A 20,321-nucleotide genomic window follows, 5' to 3' on the forward strand; every position below is an offset into this window, starting at 1 on the left:
TTGGCAGTCAAGTCAGGACCAAGCCGGGCCGGCTACCCAAGTCGAGGCGGCTTTTGCAGCTGCCTAGTCCTCGCCGGCGAGGTGGTATAGTGCGGCTTCATCGTGGATCAAAAGTTGCCGACGCGTTACGGTTAGCACGCCCTCGTCGTTAAGCTGGCGCAGTTTGCGGCTGAGCGTCTCCGGTGTGGCGCCGATGAGGGAGGCGAGGTCTTTTTTGGAGATAGGTAAGGTGAACTCTCGGGAGTTTGGAGCTGCTTTGCGACGAAAATATAATAACATCTTGGCAAGACGCCGATCGGCTTCAAGTAAGGTTAGAACGGCTGCCCAGGCGTCGGCTTCCTCCAGTTGGGTGCTAAGCGCGGTCATAAAGCGGGCCGCTGTATCGGGATCACGCCGCAGAATATCTAGAAAATCACTGCGGTGAATCCGGCAGATGCCGGTCGTGTCCGCCGCGATGGCGCTAGCGTAATGGGGTTTTTCCTGTAACAGAGAAAATTGGCCGAAGAAGTCCCCGGGAAACAGAAGCCGAATGAGATGTTCCTTGCCGTTATCCTCCAGCTTCGTTAGCTTAATGATTCCACGGTTCACCACAAACAGCGAATCCGAACGATCTCCTTCACGGAAAATGATCTCCCCTTTATGGAATTGTGAGGTACGCATGACGGAATGGAGCAACTCAACCTCCGTTTGGCGCAGCTGCGCAAAGACCGGAACGCGCGCGAGGCAGGAGGGGGCTGAGGCTGTATCTTGAATGTGGCAAGCACAGGATTTCATCTGGGATCTCTCCTTTCTTGGAAAAACGTATTCGTATTCATCTACCTCTAACTTAATCGTTGGCGAGCGACGGACTAGTGATTATTATCACAATATATCTGTCGAATTCTTGATGAAGATCAAGGTTTTTCGGATGTGGATATGGGAAATTAAACCTATCAACGGATCGAGTTCAGTTCCATGGATAGGAGAGGAAGACAGATGAAAGAATTTACATTTGATGAATTGCGACAAATCGACCGTACCCAGCTTGGGGATCAGGTGCCGCTGGAGTTGTTCCGGGCGATTCGCCTGATTGGGATGCGCCAGGGGTTGCCTCTCGAGGGGAAAGGCACCACCGCCTCCATCGGTCGCAAGATTGGCGAAAGCTTACCCGTCACCACGTTGGACGAGCTGCTCCATTTATTCGCCGAGCTGCGGATCGGATTGCCGCAGATCGTGGAGCAAAGTGAGCGATGGATGCGGATTGCGATAGAGGATTGTTTTTGCAAGGGATTGCCGGTGATGGAGGAGAAGAAGGTGTGCGATCTGGAAGGTGCCATTTTGGAAGGGGCACTCGGTAAGCTGCTAGGCCGCAAAGTGAGCGTACGGGAAACGAAATGTAATGTATGCGGCGACGAACACTGTGAGTATGATGTGCGAATCTATGAGTAGAGCACACAAGTCTGTGTTATGATCTCGCCAGTAAAACTACGCCGAGTAAGATGACGAATACACCCAGCAGCTTGGTCCAAGTGATCGCTTCGTGGAACAGGAAATAGGCCGGAAGAAGCGCCAGGACGTACGCCAGCGCTTGAAGCGGATAAGCAACGCTCAGCGGGAGGCGGGACAGCACCGCGAACCATAGCAACGTAGCTACCCCATACAAAGCGATGCCGCCGATCACTGCAGGTGAGGTCGCCAGCTTGTTCCAGTGAAGCCCGCCGGTACGGGCCAGGCCGATTTTAAACAGAACTTGTCCTGTCACGAGAAGCAGAATATTACCGAATAGCATGAGGTAACTAATGGTTTTGTCCATTTTCACGGACCGCCTCCCGTTCTTTTAGAATGACGATTTCTTGGGTTAAGCGCAGCACCTGGGCGGTTAGGCGTGTAATGACGATCGTTAGGTGAAGAATGAATGCAAAACAGAAGAGCAAGCCAAACAGGAACAACACGGCAGGTGCATATTTAACTCCTAGCTGATCCGCGATCCATTCGATAAGCCCAATATTGGTGGAGCAGATCAGCAGGATGACACTAAACAAAATCCAGAGTAGGGAATATTGCTCCCTCAGTTTTTGACGACGGACCAATTCCAGGACAAACAAGAGAAACAACGCGGCGACCAACACGGATAGAATGTAAATCGACATTTATTCTATCACCGCCGTCTGATGAAGTGGGCGCCGTAACGCGCTCATGAGTACGGATAATGTCACTTTCACCATGTAGTAAATCGACCGCCAAGGGGTAATCGATGATTTACCAGCGGTGCGGGCTCGCATTTGCACGGGGATCTCCGCGATTCTGCAGCCGTGGCGTTTCAGATACACAATCGATTCCACCTCGGGATAATCGCTTGGATAGTACCGGGCGTACAGTTCAATGACCTTACGGCTGGCAGCGCGAAAGCCGCTGGTCGTGTCGGTGAAGCGTTCGCCGGTAACCCAGGAGACCAGCTTGGAGAAGAAGACGATCCCCGCTCGTCTCGCTATGGACGAACGGAAGGAAGCGGTCCCTAGGAACCGGGAGCCGATGACAAGATCCTGCTCGCCGATTCCGGCGAGCAGCTTATGTAATTCTTCGGCTGGATGCTGGCCGTCGGCGTCCATTTGGATGGCGATGTCATAGCCTTTTTGCTTCGCGTAGAGATAACCGGTCTGCATCCCTCCGCCAATCCCCACATTGTAAGGCAGCGTCAGCACCTTGGCTCCGGCTTCCCGTGCACAGCTCTCCGTTCGGTCGGAAGAACCGTCGTTAATGACGAGGATATCGGCCTCCGGCGCGTGCTTACGGATATCGCGAATGACCGAGCTGATGCTGGCTTCCTCGTTATAAGCCGGTATGATGATCAGTATACGAGGCGGTTTTGGTATCATGAGGCACAGGCCCCCTTTCGTTCGGATCGAAGATGGGAACGGCGCAGAACTCGGGAGATCATGTCGCCAATCAGATAAGACCCGAACAGGATCAACAGCGTCATATTGGGATAACCGTAGCGGTTAAACGCCACGAACGGAATATAAATCAAGGTGAAATAAGCCAGCGCCAACAAAAGCGGGAGTAAGCGATCCAGCTTGAGACGGTTTTTCGTTACGGCCCATAAAATGCCGGCCATATTAACGTACATCATCACAACTTGGATATGGTCCATGACCGGTCGGCTGATCGGCCAAAACGGGCGCGAATAAAACGGATGGAAATACAGCTCCACCCATCTTCCTAACGTATACCAATACAAATACTTCATCGGCTCATGCGTGAATCCGTATCGGAGGATATCCAGCCCTTTGCGAATTGCCGTGGAATCAGCGCCCTGGAATATCGTTTCCGGATCATATTGAGGGTAAGCCTCAAAGAAACCAGCCGGCGGCAGTTGCCAACGGATACGTGTGCCGAGCAAGAACGGACTTCCGCCGGAATTGGTGAACAGGATAAATTCATGGAATGTGACCCAGTTGCGGATCCACCACGGGGTTAACAACAGAACATAAGTCCCTCCGATGAAAAGGGTATATTTCAACATCGTCCGCCAAGGCAGCTTCATGCGCAGCCAAATGATCAGCAAAACGGCGGGGTACAAGGAAGCATGCGGCTTGAAGTAAGCCGCCGCAGCCGTCAGGACGCCGATAAGGACGTATAAAGCAGGTCCGTCTCGGTCCATGGCGAGGATGGTGCAACAGACGAGAAGCAGCAGCAACGTGCGAAAAGTTGTTTCTGAGAGAATAACCCCGGAGGAAAAGTAGTCGGGTGGATAGAAGGCAGACACGGTGCAGGCGATCAGCGCCGCCCGGGTGTTAAAGGTGCGATAACCGATCCAAAAGATCAGATAAATACAAAACGCTTGCAGAAGGCACTGGAAAAGGCGGAATGCCACGACACCGCCTTGTTCTTGGCCGAAAACCGCCATAAACCCGGACAGCATCAGCGGCAGCCCGGGCATGATGAAGGCAGAAGGCGCCTCTTTGGTATTATAAGCAAGTACGCCTTCATTCAGGAGAAGGCGCGCGGATTGAATATACTTCACGTCATCATTGTTCGGGTGAACCGGGTCGCCTAAGAGGAAGTGGTCGTTATAGATCAGGACGATAAGACTCGATACAATGCCCACAAATGCGATCAGACCGAACAGATACCACTTGACCGGCCGACGGACTTCCGATAATGAAAACACAGCGATTCGACCCCACTTTTTATAATTTATCTCTAAAAATAGAAAATATCACCTTCTATATTATAATATATCCAAATTCTTCCTGTGACAAGCTTAATCTGTCTGAATTCCGAAACTGGCCAGCCGCTCGTTGAAGGTTTCTCCCGAATCTACATGGCCCCGGTTGATGGACTCCCATAAGTAAAGCGAGGCGATGGAGCCATAAGATGGCCATTGCGCAGCGGCTTGCTGTAAATATTTGCGGTCCGGGCGCTCCTCCATGTCATACGCCCATTTTGCCGCACGCTGCAGACCGGCATCCCCATAGGAAACGACATGCTCGCGGCCCAGGGCGAAGATGAGGAACATTTCGGCTGACCAACGGCCGATGCCCTTTACGGAAACCAGGAGCTTGATGACTTCTTCATCATCAAGTTCCTGCAGCCGGTCTAGGTCGAGCTGACCGGATTGGACTTTGTCGCTTAAGTCTTTGAGGTAAGCGACTTTGGAGGCGGACAGCCCAGCGGCGCGCAGGTCAGCGTCGCTTTGGGCCAAGAGGGCGGCCGGGGACAGTTCCCCGGCCAACTCGATGACACGGCCGCGAATGGTGGAGGCGGCCTTCACCGAGATTTGCTGGCTGATGATCGAGCGAGCCAGCTCGGTAAACCAAGGGCCTTGCGGTTTCGTCGCAAGGCTTCCTATCAGGGCGATCAGCCGGCCCATCCGAGGATCGGCGCTGGCCAGCGCCTTGACCCGGGGGTCATCCGGGTGGAGCTCAAAGACCGGTTTCCCATGGTTCATAGGGGCAACCTCCTTCAGTTGGGATGCTCCTCCAGCAGGGTGACATACTGCTGGAGGAGCTCGTCGGCGCGGAGCTGCAGGGCGTCACGCTGCTCTTGCAGCTCCGCGAGCCGCGCGGCGTCGCAGGCCACCTCCGGTGCCTGCATCGCCGCGTCCAGCGCCGCCAGCTCCGCTTCGGCGGCGGCGTAGTCGGCCTCCAGCTTGCGCAAGGAGGCCGGGTTGGCCCGGGGCTTGCGCGCCGCTTCGGCGGCCGCATCGCCCCTAGCGCGGGCGGCGCTGGGCGCGTCGCCCGGGGTGCTCGCGCCAGCGCCGGTGCCCCCGGCGCCAGCGCTCCCCGCGCGGCCGGCGCTGCTGTGCGCAGCGCCCGCGGCCTCGGCGGCGGCGGTCTTCCGGGCAAGCTCTGCCCGGTAGTCCTCGTATCCGCCGAGGGTGACGCTCATGCGCCCGCCGGCCAGCGCCCACACCTGCCCCGCTACTTTATTGATGAAGTAGCGGTCATGGGATACCGCGAGCAGCGTGCCCGGGTACTCCTCGAGCGCCTCCTCCAGCGCTTCGCGCGAATCGATGTCGAGGTGGTTGGTCGGCTCGTCAAGCACGAGCAGGTTCGGCTTCCGGTGCATCAGCACCGCGAGCCGAAGCCGCGTCCACTCGCCGCCCGACAGGCTGCTCACCTTCTTGAACACGTCGGCGCCGTAGAAGAGGAAGCGGGCCAGCTGCCCGCGGGCTTCTCCCGCTTCGAGCCCCAGCTCTTCGCGGAAAAATTCCAGCACCGTCTCGTGATGGTCCGCAGGGGCGGCTTGCTGGGCCAAGTACCCTGCTTCAATCCGCGAGCCGAGCCGGACCTCCCCCTCCTGGGGCGGTTCATGCCCCAGGATGTTCTTGAGCAGGGTGCTCTTGCCGGCACCATTGTCGCCGATGAGAACGGCCGCCTCGCCATAGCGCAGCGTATGGGTGATGCCGCGGTACAAGACGCGTCCGCCGCGGGCGTCGCCGACCTCGTTCAACACGATCGCATCCTTACCTGAGCGGTCTTTATGATCTAACTCCAGGCCGATGCGTTTACGTTCCAGTATGGGCCGTTTGAGCTTGACCATACGGTCCAACGCTTTTTGCATCGAAGCAGCACGCCGATGAAACCCGGGATTCGGCGGGTTGGAGCGGTTGCCCCATTCGATCAGCTGCTTGATCGTTTCCTGCATTTTCTTGATCTTCTTCTGCTGTTCCTCGTAATCGGCGAACTGCTGCAGCAGTCGGCGTTCCTTTTCTTCCTTGTAATAGCTGTAGTTCCCGTGGTACGTGAACGCCTCCCCGTCCTCCAGCTCGATGATCTTGCTTACAACCGCATCAAGGAAATAACGGTCATGGGAGATGATGACGCACGTTCCCGGAAAGGCGCGGACATACCCCTCCAGCCATTCCGTCGCCGCCATGTCCAAATGGTTGGTGGGCTCGTCGAGCAGCAGCAAATCCGGCTCCCGCATTAAAATCACCGCTAACCCGACCTTTGTCTTCTCGCCGCCAGACAGCGACGCAAACGGCCGCGCGAATTGCTCCTCCGGGATACCGAGACCGCCGGTAACTCGGGCGATGGACGCCTCCACTTCGTAGCCGCCGCCTCGCTCGAACGCTTCCTGCAGCCGGCCGTATTGCCGAAGCAGCGAATCCAACGCGTCCGAATCCGCTTCTGACATTTCCGCTTCCAACTGTCGCATCTGTGTTTCCAGGCTCCGTACATCGGCGAAGGCGCCCAGCAGGACATCATATACCGTCTCTTCTCGGGTATAATCCGGAATTTGTGCTAAACTGCCGATTCGGGCGTTTTTCGGAACCGACAGCAATCCTTGATCCGGGCGTTCGATGCCGGCCCACAGCTTCATGAGGGTGGTCTTGCCCGCGCCGTTGCGACCGATCAGCCCAACGGTCTCGCCCGACTTGATTTCAAAGGTAACATCGCTGAGCACCAGCTCAGCGCCGTAATACTTCTGGATATTTTGACCTTGGATCATCATGGTTTCGTTCTCCTTTATTCCCATGCCGATCCTACAAAAAAAGAAGGCAGCAGGAAATCCTGCTGCCTTCAAAGCTCACGCGTAAGTGAGGTTAGGGTAGGAGCGGCATTTCGCAATTTGGTTTGGATATCGAGTTTCCAAAAATGGACAGACTTCTCCCGTTGTTGGCTGTTGCATGAATAATGCCAAACATTGCCACCGGCAGTTGGCCTACTCGATTCCACGCAAATTTGCGATCCACTCTACCCACCTCCTTCACCAAAATAGTTACCCACATTATATTCGTTCATTTATGGGAAATCAAGGTGATATTAGTTGGACATACTAAGGGCACCGCAGGCTAAAAAAGTAGGATGAAAAAACATTTGACGATCTATGGCGAAGTGTGTAATATTCAATTAAACCTAGTGAATTATAGGGAATTAAAAAGATAGACGGGGGATGAATTCAATGAAGAAATGGAGTTTACTGCTGTTAACACTGGTGCTGACGGTGCTGGTTGCAGCTTGCGGTAATAACAATACAAACAATCAAGCGGCAGACAACGCCGGTGCGAACCAAGGCAGCGCAGGAAATGCAGCCAACGAGCAGCCAGCGGGGCAAAATTTGCCGGAAGCTGTCAAAGCCAGCGGCAAGCTGCGGATCGGCACGGAAGGAACTTATGCACCGTTCACGTTCCATGATAAGGATGGCAAGCTGACGGGCTTTGACGTCGAAATCGCAGAAGAAGTTGCAAAACGTCTGGGGGTGGAAGCTGAGTTTATTGAGACGCCGTGGGACGGCCTTTTAGCCGGACTGGATGCGAAACGGTTTGATGCGGTATTTAACGAAGTAACGATTCGCGATGACCGCAAGGAAAAGTACGACTTTTCTGATCCTTACATCGTTTCCCGTGCTGTGCTGATCGTACATGAAGATAACGAGGACATCAAAACCTTCGCCGATCTGAAAGGGAAGAAGGCGGGTCAATCGCTGACAAGTAACCTGACGGATATCGCCAGAGAGAACGGCGCGGAGATCGTTGCAACGGAAGGATTTAACCAAGCCATCGATCTGCTGCTTTCTAAACGGATCGACGCGACGGTTAATGACGGTCTATCCTTCTTGGATCTCAAGAAGCAAAGACCCGACGTGAAGTTGAAAGTGGTTGACGAAATGCCGGAAGCGGCAGAGAGTGCGGCCTTGTTTAACAAAGGCAACGAGGAGCTGGTGCAGGCAGTGAATGAGGCACTGGCTGCGATGAAAGCGGACGGAACTTACTTGAAAATCTCGGAGAAATACTTCGGCGAAGATGTTTCGAAATAAGTTGTATAAATCATTGGAGACGGCCCGTGAGGGCCGTTTCCTTCCGAAAAGGATGCTTGAGCGATGGATGAACGTATTTGGAATATTATCGTAGATTCGTTTGTTCCCCTGCTGAAAGCGGGGGTGGCTTTTACGGTTCCGCTGACGTTAATTACGTTTGCATTAGGATTGGTTGTAGCTGTCCTGACCGCGCTTGCGCGGTTGTCCAGCTTTGGGCCGCTGCGGCAGCTAGCTAGATTTTATGTATGGATCATCCGCGGGACGCCGCTATTGGTGCAGTTATTCATCATCTTTTACGGTCTTCCGTCCATAGGAATTGTTCTCGATCCGTTTCCGGCAGCGGTGATCGGATTTACGCTTAGCGTTGGTGCGTACGGGTCGGAAATTGTGCGGGCTGCGATCTTGTCGATCCATGCAGGTCAATGGGAAGCGGCGTATTCGCTGGGAATGACACGGCTGCAGGCGCTGCGGCGGATCATCCTGCCGCAAGCAGCACGGGTATCGGTGCCGCCGCTGGCCAACTCATTTATCAGCCTGGTTAAAGATACGTCGTTAGCCGCTACCGTGACGTACACCGAGATGTTCCGTACCGCCCAACAAATCACGTCAACGACCTATGAACCGCTGATTGTTTATTCGGAAGCGGGCGTCATCTATTTGATCTTCAGCACCATCCTATCGGCGCTGCAAAATCGACTGGAGAAGCGGCTGGACCGCTTCACCGCCCGGTAAGGAGGCCCAACCATCATGATCGAAATTCGCGAGTTACACAAGTCATTTGGTACCCAGGAGGTTCTCAAGGGGGTCAATCTCGAGGTCGAGCAGGGCAAGGTTCTGGTCATCATTGGGCCTTCCGGGTCGGGGAAGACGACCTTGCTGCGTTGCTTGAACCTGCTGGAAGTCCCAACCCGAGGAACAATTCGTATCAGCGACGTTCAGCTGGAATTTGGCGATGGTCGGAAGCCGAAGACTAGCGAAGTGCTGGCGCTGCGCAAGAAGACGGGCATGGTGTTCCAGGCGTATTATTTGTTCCCGCATATGACGGCGCTCCAGAACGTGATGGAAGCCCAGGTTCAAGTGTTGAAGAAGAGTAAAGAGGAAGCCCGCCGGGTTGCTTTGGAGCTGCTAAATAAGGTGGGTCTCGGTGACCGAGCGGATTTCTATCCGCATCAGCTGTCAGGCGGGCAACAGCAGCGAGTCGGGATTGCCCGGGCGATGGCCATGAGCCCGGACGTGCTGCTCTTTGACGAGCCGACCTCCGCGCTGGACCCCGAGCTGGTCGGTGAGGTGCTGAAGGTGATGAAGGAGCTGGCCCAGGAGGGCCGGACGATGGTGGTCGTGACCCATGAAATGAAGTTCGCCGCTGAGGTTGCCGACCGGGTCGTGCTCATGGACGAGGGGAACATCATCGAATCGGGAACGCCGGACCAGGTGCTGAATCATCCGTCCAGTGATCGGGCCCGTTCTTTCCTAAACCGAATTACCCAACGGGAAATCGAATAAACAGAAGAGCGGCCGGAGTTGCTATGAACTCTGACCGCTCTTCTGTATTTCTAGCGAATGCGAATATTCCCGGATTCCGCCCGGATCTTGATCAAGTCTTGCGTCTGCCGCGGTGAATCCGGCGCGCTAGTATTGCCGGAGCGTGATTGCAGGTCATAAAATCCTTTAAATTCCGCATCGACGGACAGTGTTGCATTCCCTGAGTCTACAGAGATGTCCAAATTGTCTGAGCGTTGCTCCGACAAGGTGATGTTCCCCGAACTTGCCTTGAAGCTGCCATCACCTGTAAAACGATGAAACCGGATATCTCCAGAGCTGGACGATACTTTGACGGTCCCCTTAACCTGGTTGGCGGTGATGTTGCCGGAGCTCGACTTCGCGGTCAAATTCCCCTCCAATTGTTCTACACGAATATTCCCGGAGTCTAATTGAATTTCCGTATTCCCTTGGATGTTTTCGGCCGTAACGTTCCCCGAGGAGGATTCGAGATGAATCTCATTCCCCTTGAGGTTCTCCACACGGAGATTCCCTGAGTCAATCGACAAATCGATTTCACCAGCGCGAAGACCGCGGAACGTCCCATTGCTTGAGTCTGACTCGAAGTCGATCCGATCCAATTCATCTTTGTCGTTCAGTGCAACGGTAATTCGTTGTTTGGTGGACTGGAAATTGATTGAGAAGAAGGTCCATTCGAACTTATCTTCTAGATCCAGCTTCAGTGTCCCTGCTGAGATTTGAGCCGCTTTCACCGCATCGATCGTCTTCTGATTCATTTTGCCGTTGATTTCCACGTAGTTCGTCCCGTCAGGACTATCGATAAACTCCAATTCCACGTCATAATCACTGTCGATGAGCAGATTCTGTAACCCGCCCTGTTCAAACGTCCACTTCTGCTGATAGGACGGCAGTTCATCGCCGAAATCGAAATGCTGGTAAGCCATGCCGGCCAAGCCGATCAAAATCAGCAACACTCCTAGGAGTGACCATTTCTTTGTATTCATGCTTGTTGATCCCCTTTCGCGATCCGAACATTCCAACGCAAGTAAGCGATGCTGAGCCAGAGCATGCCCTTATAAGCATATCGAGTGACAACGATAAGCAGGATGCCTAACCCGACGTAAGCGATGGATGCAAATATTTTGGCTTTAAAAATGTCCCCATGCCATAAATACTCCAGCCCAAGGAGCAAGGGGCTTAAAATTCCGGCGGCCGCACTCACAGCGAAGCTGACGACGACAGCCCAGAAGGAGAGCAGCAGCGGAACAGCGATGAGATTGATAAAGAATAGTCCGATGTAAACCATCACACTGGCAAAAGCGCTGCGGTGCTGAACACCGGCCTTGTTAGGATAACCGTCGGTTGGTGGTATCGCTGCGCCTGGTGCGGCAGCGGGTTCTGCTCCGCCAAACCAATACACATGCTCCTGGGGCACGAAGCGGTTGTCAATAGCCTCTTTGGCTAGCTCCGCCGGGTCCCCCAGCTCCAGCACGATCTCTTGCTCCGTCCGTCCGCTTTGCAAACCAAAAGCGAAGTGGGCCTCATAATCCTCCAGCAATTCGTTTTGTTCCTCCGGCGGGAGAACCGATAAATGCGCCCGGAGATTCGCCAAAAATTCGCTTTTATTCATAAACGGCTTCCTTTCTCAATTAAGGTTGAAACATTGTGTACGAACTGTCTCCACTCAACGACCAGCTTCTGGGTGTATGCTTCGCCTTCAGGAGTTAGTTTGTAGTATTTGCGCGGGGGGCCGCCTGTGGATTCTTTAAGGTATGTGGTGCAATAACCTTCATTGACCAGTCTACGCAGCAGGGGGTACAAGGCCCCTTCGGCTACCTCAATATGCTTGGATACCGATTGGGCGAGCTCGTAACCGTACCGGTCGCGGCCTTGGATTAATACCAGCACGCATAACTCCAAGGCGCCTTTCTTGAATTGGACGCTGATATCCAAACCTGCTTCGCCTCGTTTCCTCTGAATTGGATTACGTTATGTGTTGAAATTTCATTAGTACTGAACATTGATTAGTATTAACGAAAAGTATAATATCACACAGTACTGATTAAAGCAAGGTAGTGGATGAAAAAAGGCATCTGTTCCTTTTGCCCTTGGTTTTCAAGGGAATAGGACGAACAGATGCGCTTTGATTTGTGCGATTTCCCCAAAGTCAGATTGCAGAGTGTCAGAAGCAGTCAGCTCTTGGCTTGTTCGGGTTGGCGGTGAAGCCGAGGGAGCGCCTCGGTTGCCGGCCCTTCGATTACTTCACCTTTGTAATCGAACCTGGAGCCGTGGCAAGGGCAGTCCCAGGAACGTTCCGCCTCGTTCCATTTAACCTCGCAGCCCATATGGGTGCAGGTCGTATCCACCAGATAGAGCAAGCCGTCCTGGTCGCGGTAGGCTCCGGCACGTTTGCCATGGTGCTTCACGACGCCGCCTTGCCCCGGAACGAGATCCTCTGGCTTCAGGTGGACGAGTTCGATTTTACCTGTGACGAACTCTTTAGCTACGTCCGCATTTTGGGTGATGAAATGCTTAATTGAAGGATCGGCCTTGAACCGGGATGGCGTAAACAACTCGGCATAACGGTTCTCTTTCTCCAGAATAAGGTCGCGGATCAGCATCGCAGACAGCGTGCTGGTGGTCATTCCCCATTTATAGAAGCCGGTAGCGACGTATATATTCGGATGATTCGATGTGATCCGCCCGATATAAGGGACGCCATCGAGAGTTACTAGATCCTGCGCCGACCAGCGGAAAGGGATCGATTTGATTCCGAGCGTTTGCTGCCCGAATTTCTCCAGGGCTTCGTAGGACTGAATCGTACAGTCGTTTTTGCCCGTCTTATGTGATTCACCGCCGACGAGAACCACCGGTTTTCCGTTTAGCTCTGCGGACCGGAGCGAGCGCGTAGGGGAGCCGCAATTAATGTACATGCCGCCAGGATAGGCTTTCTCCGGTTCAATGGCCACAACATAGGAGCGTTCGGCATGCAGCCGGGTGAAGTACCATCCTTTTCCGTCAAAAAACGGATAATGAGAGGCTGATACCGCGTGGCGGCAAACGATGTGACGGCCGTTTTCCGTGGTCAGGCGAAGCCGACCATCTGGCTGCGGTTCAGCAACGTCTTCTAGCGTTGTATTCTCATATACTACGCCTCCATGGGAAGTGACGTACGCCAGCAATTCCTTCAAGTATTGAAGCGGATGGAACTGGGCCTGATTTTTCATCACGACGGCCCCTCTGGCTTGCAGCGGCAATTCTATCGTATCCCGCCATTCTCCCGGCAGACCTAAGCGTTCATAAGCCCGCCACTCCGCTTCCAGCTGGTGGAGCTGCTCGTCCGAATCCGCATACAGATAAGCATCCTCTTGACGAAGTTGACACTCGATCTTCCGCTCCTTGACGGTCTCGCCGATCCAACGCAGCGCCTCTTCATTCGCCTCAAAATACAGCCGTGCTCCCTCCTCACCAAAATGTTGGATCAGCTTGTCATAAATCAGGCCGTGCTGTGCCGTGATCTTTGCAGTAGTGTACCCGGTGGTGCCATCCAGTACCTTGCCGGCTTCCAGAATCGCGACCTTTACACCGGCTTGCACCAACAAATAGGCGGTGGTGATTCCGGTGATCCCGGCGCCAACCACGGCAACGTCGGTTTCGATGTCTTCGGTTAGCTTGTTAAAGTCCGGCAGCGGCGTTGTTTTGCGCCACAGCGATTCGGGGAATCGCGGAAGTCCGCCGGACATAAATGGGATATCCTCCATTGAGGCTTCCTCCTGTCTTCTGATTTTCCTGTAAATTGGGAGCCGTTTCGGATACATTATTTCCCGCTTGGATGCAGAAAAACCGCCGGGGATTCTCCGAAGTTCCTGTCGATCGATGTCGCATGAAAAAGGAATGAAAAGCAAATAATGGAGAGGAGAGATGCAGACAGAATAGGAGTTGCTGATCATGCTGCGCCATTTATCCCGCGGCCGCTCCGGCCAGCAGACCAAAAGCAACAGACAACTACGAATTACTGGGGATTTGCAGCAAATGCTGGACCGCATTATGGAGGAATCCGGAAACAGCCCGGATATTGTCATCCGTCAGCTTAAGCTTGGCGGCCCTGTTCCGGCACCGGTGAAGGCGGCCATCGTATATTTGAATGCCCTCAGCGACCAACAAGCGATTAATAATTTCGTGATCAAGCCTTTAATGGAGATGGATCCTGAGAAGGTTAACGTTTATCCTCCCGACCGACTGATCCAATATATCCTCGAAGATGCTTTGTCCTTAGGCGAGACTCAGGTCGTGAAAGAATGGAACGACATCATGCTGGCTGCTCTATCGGGAGACACCGTGCTGCTGGTGGATGGCAGTGACCAGGCGATCATTTCCGGCACAGCGGGTGGGGAATGGAGAGCGGTTAACGAGCCAACCTCGCAATTAGTTGTGCGCGGGCCGAAAGACAGCTTCGTGGAATCGATTGCGACTAATATCTCCTTGATCCGGCGGCGCATTAAATCACCAGATCTTTGGCTGGAGTCGATGAAAATCGGTTCCGTTACCCATACCCACGTAGCCATGATGTACATGAAAAACAGTGCCGACCCCAATTTAGTCGCTGAAGTTCGCCGGCGGCTCCAACAGATTCAAATCGATGGTATCCTGGAATCCGCATATATCGAGGAGTTTATTCAGGATAAGACCATTACTCCATTTCCGACGGTTTTTAATACGGAACGTCCGGATGTTGCCGCAGGCAATTTGCTTGAAGGACGAGTGGTTATTATCGTCGATGGTACGCCGTATACCCTGATCCTGCCTACCGTGTTTGCCCAGTTCATGCAATCACCGGAGGATTACGCACAGCGTTTTGACATCAGCATCCTGATGCGTGTCATTCGCTATATCTGCTTCGTGATTTTGCTGCTGGGTCCGGCGGTTTATATTGCCTTAACAACCTTCCATTATGAGATGATCCCTACGCTGCTGCTGGTCAGCTTAATGGCTCAGCGTGAGGGAGTGCCGTTTCCTGCTTTCGTAGAGGCGATCTTTATGGAGGTTGTATTTGAGATTTTACGTGAGGCAGGGGTACGGATGCCGCGGGCGATCGGGCAAACGGTGTCGATCGTAGGTGCACTGATCCTCGGGCAGGCTGTCGTTGAGGCAGGGATCATCACACCGATCATGGTTATTGTCGTCGCATTGACAGGGATCGCAAGCTTCGCCTTGCCCTCCTATAACTTGTCCATTGCGGGGCGGCTGTTTCGGTTTTCTTTTCTCGTGCTGGCTGGCTTATTTGGATTTTACGGGATCACGCTGGGGCTGATTATGCTTATCGCTCATATGAACAGCATCCGGTCGTTTGGTGTACCTTATTTGTCGCCGTTCAGCCCGTTTGTGCCACAGGCTCAGAAGGATGCCATCCTGCGGCTGCCGATCTGGATGCACGGCTGGAAACCGTTAATGTCTTCAAGCCAGCAAGATGTGAAGAAGACCGGGGAAATCAAACCGATGTCTTCAGGCGACTCCAGCGGGTCGTCGAATACTGGACAGGAGAGTCAAGGCGACTCCCCACTAAATAGAAGTCATTCACAGAAAGAGAAAGATGAAAACCATCCGCAGCAAGATGGAGGCCGTGCTCAGCAAGATGAAGGGAACTCACAGCATAATGGACACAAAACGGAATCAAGGAAGCAGGAAGACCAATATGAGAATTAGAGGGATAGGGTTGCTTGTTATCCTGTGTGTCATGTTGCCCCTGTCCGGGTGCTGGGATGCGGAAGAGTTAAACCAACGTGCGGTGGTGTCCGGGATTGGCATCGATCGCGGCCCCGGAAATAACAATTATGTGGTGTCCCTTCAAGTGATTATTGCCGATGAGATTTCCGGAAAAATCGGCAGAGGTGGTACTCCAACGACAGTTTACTCCGCCGAAGGACGATCCATTATAGAGGCGATTCGCAAGGCTTCCATTCAGGTGCCGCGGCTGATGTCGACCGCACATGTTCGCATTGTGGTGATCTCGGAGGAACTGGCACGCGAGGGAATATCGGATATCCTTGATTTTCTTGACCGGGATTCAGATATTCGCCTCACTGCCAAAGTTTTTGTGGCAAAAGAAGGAATCCGAGCGCTCGACGTGATTGCTGGGCTGTCCCCCATGGGGAAAATCACGGCGTATACGCTTGCTCAAAAAGCAGAAATATCCTCCCGAGAGTTCGGTGCTAATTATCCTGTTGAGGTGGATGATTTGATACGTGATGTTCTCGTGCCCAACTCAGGGCCGGTCATTAACGGCGTAGATATCGAAGGAAGTGTCGAAGAAGTACGGAAAAAAAGCAACCTAGAAGCAACAGATAACCTTGGTCTTCTGGTCATGTCCAATTTGGCAGTGTTTAAAGGGGATCAGATGAAGGGATGGCTCAATGAGCAGGAAAGCAAGGGGTTTGTCTGGCTCAGAAATTTGCTTCAGAACACTTCGATTGTGATCACGCCGGGCGATCAGGGCGTGATTACGCTGGATGTTCACAGAGGTAAAACTTCGATTCAGGCGATCCTGAAGGACCGGGAAGATCCTGTCTTTATTGTGAAGGTGATGAGCCAGCTCTCGGTTCGGGAGATGGATGGCACCGTCGATTTGCGCGACCCGGCAGCTTTGAATGAGATGGAAAAGGATGTAAACGAAGAAATCGTGAAGAACATTAAGGCTGCCGTTCAAAAGGCTCAGTCTCTGAACAGTGACATTATATGTTTCGGACGGACGCTCGAACTCCAGCACCCAAAAGTATGGAAGCAATTGAAGAGTCAATGGTCCGAAATCTTTCCAAAGGTCGCTGTCGAATATCAGGTTGATTCGATCATTCGCAATTCCCAGATGAGAGATCGTTCCTTCAAATATAATTTGAAGAAAGAATAGGAGGCAGGATTCGCTTTGGAAAATACGAAGCTAAGTCCTCTACAACTTTTCGCCCTGCTTGTTTTGTTTCAACTCGGGACGGCCCTGGTTGTGAATTTGGGCATGGAAGCCCGCGAGGATGCCTGGATTGCCGTGTTATGCGGCATGTTGATCGGGTGTCTGCTCTATATGGGGTATGCGTATCTCTACATCACATTTCCGGATAAGCTGCCTACCCAATACATGCGTTTGCTGCTCGGAAAATACTTGGGCGGGATCATCGGCCTGGCCTATATCTTGTTTTACATGAACAAATCTAGCCGCGATTTGTTGGATGGCGGGCTCTTGGTTTTTGTCTCTACGTTGAAAGAGACTCCGCTGTTCATCATTAATACAGTGATGATGCTGGCAGTCGTTTATGTGCTGCACAAGGGCATTGAGGTGTTAGCTCGCACGGCGTTTATTTTGCTTTGGATTGTGTTTGTGATAGGGATCGTCATCTTGTTTATGCTGTTGTTCTCGGGAATCATCGATTTCACTCGGATTCTCCCAGTGCTTAGCGATGGGTTTAAACCCGTACTCAAATCCGTTTATCGACAAAACTACCAATTCCCGTTTGCGGAGATTATTTGCATCACTATGGTGATGCCGTATTTGAATAATAAAAAAGCGGGAGTTCGGGCAGGATTGATGTCTGTGTTGCTATCGGGGATGATTTTGTCGGGAACGGCAGTGATTACGATCTCTATCCTTGGCGTAGACATTGCCGAGAGATCCATCTTTCCGCTCCTAACGTTGGTTGGTAAAGCCTCCATTGCTGACTTTATTCAACGACTGGATATTTTAGTGGTCATGGTGCTGATTATCGGCGATTTTTTCAAAATCGCGATCTATTTCTATGCTGCAGTGATCGGAGCTTCCGATCTGTTCAAGATTCCTTATCGGAAGATCCTTTATCCACTAGCCCTGATCGTGTTGTTTACTTCGATAACGATCTCTCGAACGTACAGTGAACATGTCAAAAAAGGTGGCGATGTCCTCTATATCATGGACCCATTATTTTATGTTATTTTGCCCGCCGGTCTGGTTATAGCCGCCTTGATTTACCGATTCCGTACCCGTCGCAAATCCGGAACCCGAATCTCCTGATGTTTTCGAAGAGTCTTTGTCCGCTGAGGTGGACGAAGACTCTTCGTTTTGCTGCGAGCTAAGCACATGGCCAGCGTTTTGCTCGTTTCCTTTTCGTTTGCTGGCTACGAAATGAAGGATGTCCGGAACAATCAGGAACAGAACCAGTATATAAGCACAAATCCGTTCAGCAGGATCGGGTAGGGTGTAGCCCCAGTTAATTAAAAAGTTATTCCATGGCAGTCCAACAAGGATATCCGTACATATGATATAACCCATTGAAAAAGCCGCAACGACAACGACAGTCAGATATTTTCGTATCAGCATAAGATGCAGCTCCTCCCGGTAAAATGATGAGTGTAACCTATCCTTTAGTATTGGGTAAAAGCGTGTTGGAACATGCAGGAAGTGGGGAAAGGAATTGACGTTTCATAAAACAAGACTTATACTAATTCTAAAAATAACTGCAGGGATTGATGATAAATGAAAGCCTTAAACTTAACGACCCAACGCCAAGCGGTATATGATGTGGTTCGTAATGCCAAGGACCATCCGACAGCAGCGGAAGTCATGAACCGTCTGGTTGAGCAAGGGTATAATTTTGCATATGGTACGGTGTATAACTCACTTCGGTATTTAACCGAGAAGGAATTGATTCGCGAACTGAAACTAGGCGAAGCAGCCAGCAGGTATGATGCGAAGCTGGACGATCATCAGCATATCTTGTGCGAGGTTTGCGGGCGCGTGGATGAAGTGATGTCGAATGTGCCGGAGGAATGGTACCGTACGGTGGCTAAGGAAACAGGATATGATGTCCATCATGCACATGTCGTATTTGGGGGGGTGTGTCCACAGTGTCAGCAGAAGAAGTGATGCAAAACGGAATTTCAGGTCATACCGTCCCCTTTCGCAGCCCATCCAGTGTTGAAATGGCCGAGCCGGAGGGTTTGGAATTAGGCAAAGTAGCTTGCCCGGTTACACAGCGGGTCATTCTAATTAGCCCATTTCCGAGCGATGTTCATGAACTAGTGCGTGAGTTGTCGGAGAGCTGCTTTGATGTCCTTGTATTTCATCATTTGGAGCAGGGCATTCGTAACGCTTTGGCGGCAGATCTGCTGATCTTTGATCTGACCTCCTATCAGGAGGATAAAGACGCGGCGGTAATCCGTTCATTGGTCGGACAGGAAACCGGGGGCACCCCATCCTTGTTGCTCGTGAGAGAATCAATGCTCGAATACCTCGATCCGGCCTTAAGAAACCAAGAGCTTCTGGTTTGGCCAGCCCGCCCGGTCGAAATCGTGTACCATGCCCAGCGAATTATTCGCAATAGCGGCCCTCGTCCGTTGTCATCTCGGCTGCTTACTGGCACGTCACCGGCGATCTTCAAGGATTTGTGGATCGATCGCAAGAAAATGACAGTGTACCGGGGCGGCATCAAAATTGAGTTGACTAAGACGGAGTTCGAGCTGTTAATCAAGCTCCTGGAACATGAAGGTACCGTGCTGTCCCGCGAAGAGTTGCTGTCCGAAGTATGGGGAACAACATTTCTTGGCGGCAGCAACGTCGTTGACGTGCATATCAAGAGTCTACGCAAGAAGCTCGGCGACAACGCCTCGCGTCCGACCTATATCACCACCGTCCGCGGCGTTGGTTACCGTCTAGCGGATTAATCACACTCAATTTATAAAAAACCGTTTGTCCGACGACAAACGGTTTTTTAGTCCCCAGTGTTCTAGTTGAAAGGGAATAGGGGAGCGGACTATCTTCCCGCCTCTTCTTTTGATGATTATCCCGTTGGATCACTATGAGTTGAGAACGTTTCGACAGGGGTCCTGGCCTCTTCTCTCTTCGCCCCCCTCTTTTGATGATTATCCCGTTGAGTCAGCTAGTGGTGTGGAAGAAAGAGAAGAGAGGGCAATAAACATGTCAGGACTTCTATAAATACCATTAGCAACCCACTCGTATCTAATGAGTATTGAATATGTATCATATAGAACAAGTATAAGTATTTAAGTATCAGAATAGAAGAACAAGCATCGAACAAGCATCGAATAAACATCGAATAAGCATCGAATAAACATCGAACAAGCACTAGTAAGTACTAGCAAACACTAGTAATGTCTAATAAACTTCAAAATAATTTCTATTAAGTATCCCATTAGCCCCTACGATCACAATCGTATAACCGTCCACGAGCATTACAGCACCACACTAGCACCTGAGCCAGCATCTCACTAGTGTCTCATTGCCACTTCATTATCCTCACTCGTATCTCGATAGCATATTAATTTTACGCCGCTGCGGCAAAGTATGGCTTCTGATGATGTGCGTTCAGATGGCGTTTGATTAACTGGCGGTAAGGGATCGCTGGAATGGATACGCACATCTGCAGCAAGTTTTGGCGCATTTCTTCCTCGGAAAAGGACATGCGTAGGTAACGGCGGACGGTGTATTCATTCAAATAGGCTTGCAGATGGGTTAGCCCCAAGGCAACATAGGTACGTTTCAGCGAATTCCACGCCGCTCTAACTTCTTTGCGCAAAGGCAAATACAGTCGAAATGCCAAAGG

At 52.1% G+C, this 20,321-nt stretch carries 21 protein-coding genes and 1 pseudogene; 9 read left to right on the plus strand and 13 right to left on the minus strand.

The window, feature by feature from the left end; all coding sequences use genetic code 11:
• Window positions 1-63: 63 nt before the first annotated feature.
• Window positions 64-774 (minus strand): Crp/Fnr family transcriptional regulator, encoded by a 711-nt coding sequence (locus M891_RS0113400; protein WP_028539206.1) that lies wholly within the window; start codon window positions 772-774, stop codon window positions 64-66.
• 201 nt (window positions 775-975) lie between these two features.
• Here M891_RS0113400 and M891_RS0113405 point away from each other — a divergent pair, with 201 nt between their 5' ends.
• Window positions 976-1,428: a V4R domain-containing protein gene (locus M891_RS0113405; RefSeq protein WP_028539207.1), complete on the plus strand. Its 453-nt coding sequence runs from the start codon at window positions 976-978 to the stop codon at window positions 1,426-1,428.
• A 16-nt stretch (window positions 1,429-1,444) separates the two neighbouring features.
• Here the strand turns inward: M891_RS0113405 and M891_RS0113410 are convergent, their stop codons facing one another.
• The 7 genes from M891_RS0113410 to M891_RS26080 form a co-directional block, all read right to left on the minus strand.
• Complete coding sequence (locus tag M891_RS0113410; protein ID WP_036700441.1) at window positions 1,445-1,792, minus strand: EamA family transporter; 348 nt, start codon at window positions 1,790-1,792, stop codon at window positions 1,445-1,447.
• Window positions 1,776-2,129, minus strand: coding sequence for a DUF2304 domain-containing protein (locus M891_RS0113415; RefSeq protein WP_028539209.1), 354 nt, complete (start codon window positions 2,127-2,129; stop codon window positions 1,776-1,778). Before M891_RS0113415 ends, M891_RS0113410 begins: the two co-directional genes overlap by 17 nt.
• Window positions 2,130-2,855, minus strand: a complete 726-nt coding sequence (locus M891_RS0113420) for a glycosyltransferase family 2 protein (RefSeq protein ID WP_028539210.1) — start codon at window positions 2,853-2,855, stop codon at window positions 2,130-2,132.
• Entirely contained in the window at window positions 2,852-4,150 is a 1,299-nt protein-coding gene (locus M891_RS0113425; RefSeq protein ID WP_028539211.1) for an ArnT family glycosyltransferase, read from the minus strand. Before M891_RS0113425 ends, M891_RS0113420 begins: the two co-directional genes overlap by 4 nt.
• 93 nt (window positions 4,151-4,243) lie before the next feature.
• Window positions 4,244-4,930: a DNA-3-methyladenine glycosylase family protein gene (locus tag M891_RS23915; protein ID WP_028539212.1), complete on the minus strand. Its 687-nt coding sequence runs from the start codon at window positions 4,928-4,930 to the stop codon at window positions 4,244-4,246.
• Window positions 4,931-4,944: 14 nt separating this feature from the next.
• Window positions 4,945-6,939 carry a ribosomal protection-like ABC-F family protein gene (gene abc-f, locus M891_RS0113435; protein WP_028539213.1) on the minus strand — a complete coding sequence of 665 codons (1,995 nt, stop codon included), beginning with the start codon at window positions 6,937-6,939 and terminating at the stop codon, window positions 4,945-4,947.
• Window positions 6,940-7,030: 91 nt separating this feature from the next.
• Window positions 7,031-7,216, minus strand: a complete 186-nt coding sequence (locus M891_RS26080; protein ID WP_127576568.1) for an RAxF-45 family protein — start codon at window positions 7,214-7,216, stop codon at window positions 7,031-7,033.
• A gap of 173 nt (window positions 7,217-7,389) precedes the next feature.
• On the opposite strand from M891_RS26080, the gene M891_RS0113440 reads away from it, so the two are divergent.
• The 3 genes from M891_RS0113440 to M891_RS0113450 all read left to right on the plus strand — a co-directional run bounded on the left by M891_RS0113440 (window position 7,390) and on the right by M891_RS0113450 (window position 9,747).
• On the plus strand, window positions 7,390-8,244 hold the full coding sequence (locus M891_RS0113440; RefSeq protein ID WP_016314235.1) for an amino acid ABC transporter substrate-binding protein: 855 nt from the start codon (window positions 7,390-7,392) through the stop codon (window positions 8,242-8,244).
• 63 nt (window positions 8,245-8,307) lie between these two features.
• Window positions 8,308-8,976 (plus strand): amino acid ABC transporter permease, encoded by a 669-nt coding sequence (locus tag M891_RS0113445; RefSeq protein ID WP_016314234.1) that lies wholly within the window; start codon window positions 8,308-8,310, stop codon window positions 8,974-8,976.
• Between the two features lie 15 nt (window positions 8,977-8,991).
• A complete protein-coding gene (locus tag M891_RS0113450) occupies window positions 8,992-9,747 on the plus strand; it encodes an amino acid ABC transporter ATP-binding protein (protein WP_016314233.1) in 756 nt (251 codons plus the stop codon).
• A gap of 50 nt (window positions 9,748-9,797) precedes the next feature.
• Here M891_RS0113450 and M891_RS0113455 read toward each other — a convergent pair whose 3' ends face one another.
• The 4 genes from M891_RS0113455 to M891_RS0113470 form a co-directional block, all read right to left on the minus strand.
• Window positions 9,798-10,748, minus strand: coding sequence for a DUF4097 family beta strand repeat-containing protein (locus M891_RS0113455; RefSeq protein ID WP_028539214.1), 951 nt, complete (start codon window positions 10,746-10,748; stop codon window positions 9,798-9,800).
• Window positions 10,745-11,374, minus strand: a complete 630-nt coding sequence (locus M891_RS0113460; RefSeq protein ID WP_028539215.1) for an HAAS signaling domain-containing protein — start codon at window positions 11,372-11,374, stop codon at window positions 10,745-10,747. Before M891_RS0113460 ends, M891_RS0113455 begins: the two co-directional genes overlap by 4 nt.
• A complete protein-coding gene (locus tag M891_RS0113465) occupies window positions 11,371-11,697 on the minus strand; it encodes a PadR family transcriptional regulator (RefSeq protein WP_016314230.1) in 327 nt (108 codons plus the stop codon). The genes M891_RS0113460 and M891_RS0113465 overlap by 4 nt, the downstream gene beginning before the upstream one ends.
• A 239-nt stretch (window positions 11,698-11,936) precedes the next feature.
• Window positions 11,937-13,505 carry an FAD-dependent oxidoreductase gene (locus M891_RS0113470; protein WP_028539216.1) on the minus strand — a complete coding sequence of 523 codons (1,569 nt, stop codon included), beginning with the start codon at window positions 13,503-13,505 and terminating at the stop codon, window positions 11,937-11,939.
• Between the two features lie 187 nt (window positions 13,506-13,692).
• Here M891_RS0113470 and M891_RS0113475 point away from each other — a divergent pair, with 187 nt between their 5' ends.
• The 5 genes from M891_RS0113475 to M891_RS0113500 all read left to right on the plus strand — a co-directional run bounded on the left by M891_RS0113475 (window position 13,693) and on the right by M891_RS0113500 (window position 19,422).
• Window positions 13,693-15,447 carry a spore germination protein gene (locus M891_RS0113475; RefSeq protein ID WP_028539217.1) on the plus strand — a complete coding sequence of 585 codons (1,755 nt, stop codon included), beginning with the start codon at window positions 13,693-13,695 and terminating at the stop codon, window positions 15,445-15,447.
• Window positions 15,335-16,645 carry a Ger(x)C family spore germination protein gene (locus M891_RS0113480; RefSeq protein ID WP_232228341.1) on the plus strand — a complete coding sequence of 437 codons (1,311 nt, stop codon included), beginning with the start codon at window positions 15,335-15,337 and terminating at the stop codon, window positions 16,643-16,645. Before M891_RS0113475 ends, M891_RS0113480 begins: the two co-directional genes overlap by 113 nt.
• A gap of 15 nt (window positions 16,646-16,660) precedes the next feature.
• Complete coding sequence (locus M891_RS0113485) at window positions 16,661-17,773, plus strand: GerAB/ArcD/ProY family transporter (RefSeq protein ID WP_028539219.1); 1,113 nt, start codon at window positions 16,661-16,663, stop codon at window positions 17,771-17,773.
• 462 nt (window positions 17,774-18,235) lie between these two features.
• On the plus strand, window positions 18,236-18,625 hold the full coding sequence (locus M891_RS0113495) for a Fur family transcriptional regulator (protein ID WP_016314224.1): 390 nt from the start codon (window positions 18,236-18,238) through the stop codon (window positions 18,623-18,625).
• Window positions 18,607-19,422: a response regulator transcription factor gene (locus M891_RS0113500; protein ID WP_232228342.1), complete on the plus strand. Its 816-nt coding sequence runs from the start codon at window positions 18,607-18,609 to the stop codon at window positions 19,420-19,422. Before M891_RS0113495 ends, M891_RS0113500 begins: the two co-directional genes overlap by 19 nt.
• A 620-nt stretch (window positions 19,423-20,042) precedes the next feature.
• On the opposite strand, the pseudogene M891_RS25570 reads toward M891_RS0113500, so the two are convergent.
• Window positions 20,043-20,321 (minus strand): annotated as a pseudogene (locus tag M891_RS25570) (transposase); the annotation flags it as partial.

Origin of the sequence: Paenibacillus sp. J14 (assembly GCF_000518465.1) — a bacterium.
Classification (GTDB): domain Bacteria; phylum Bacillota; class Bacilli; order Paenibacillales; family Paenibacillaceae; genus Fontibacillus; species Fontibacillus barengoltzii.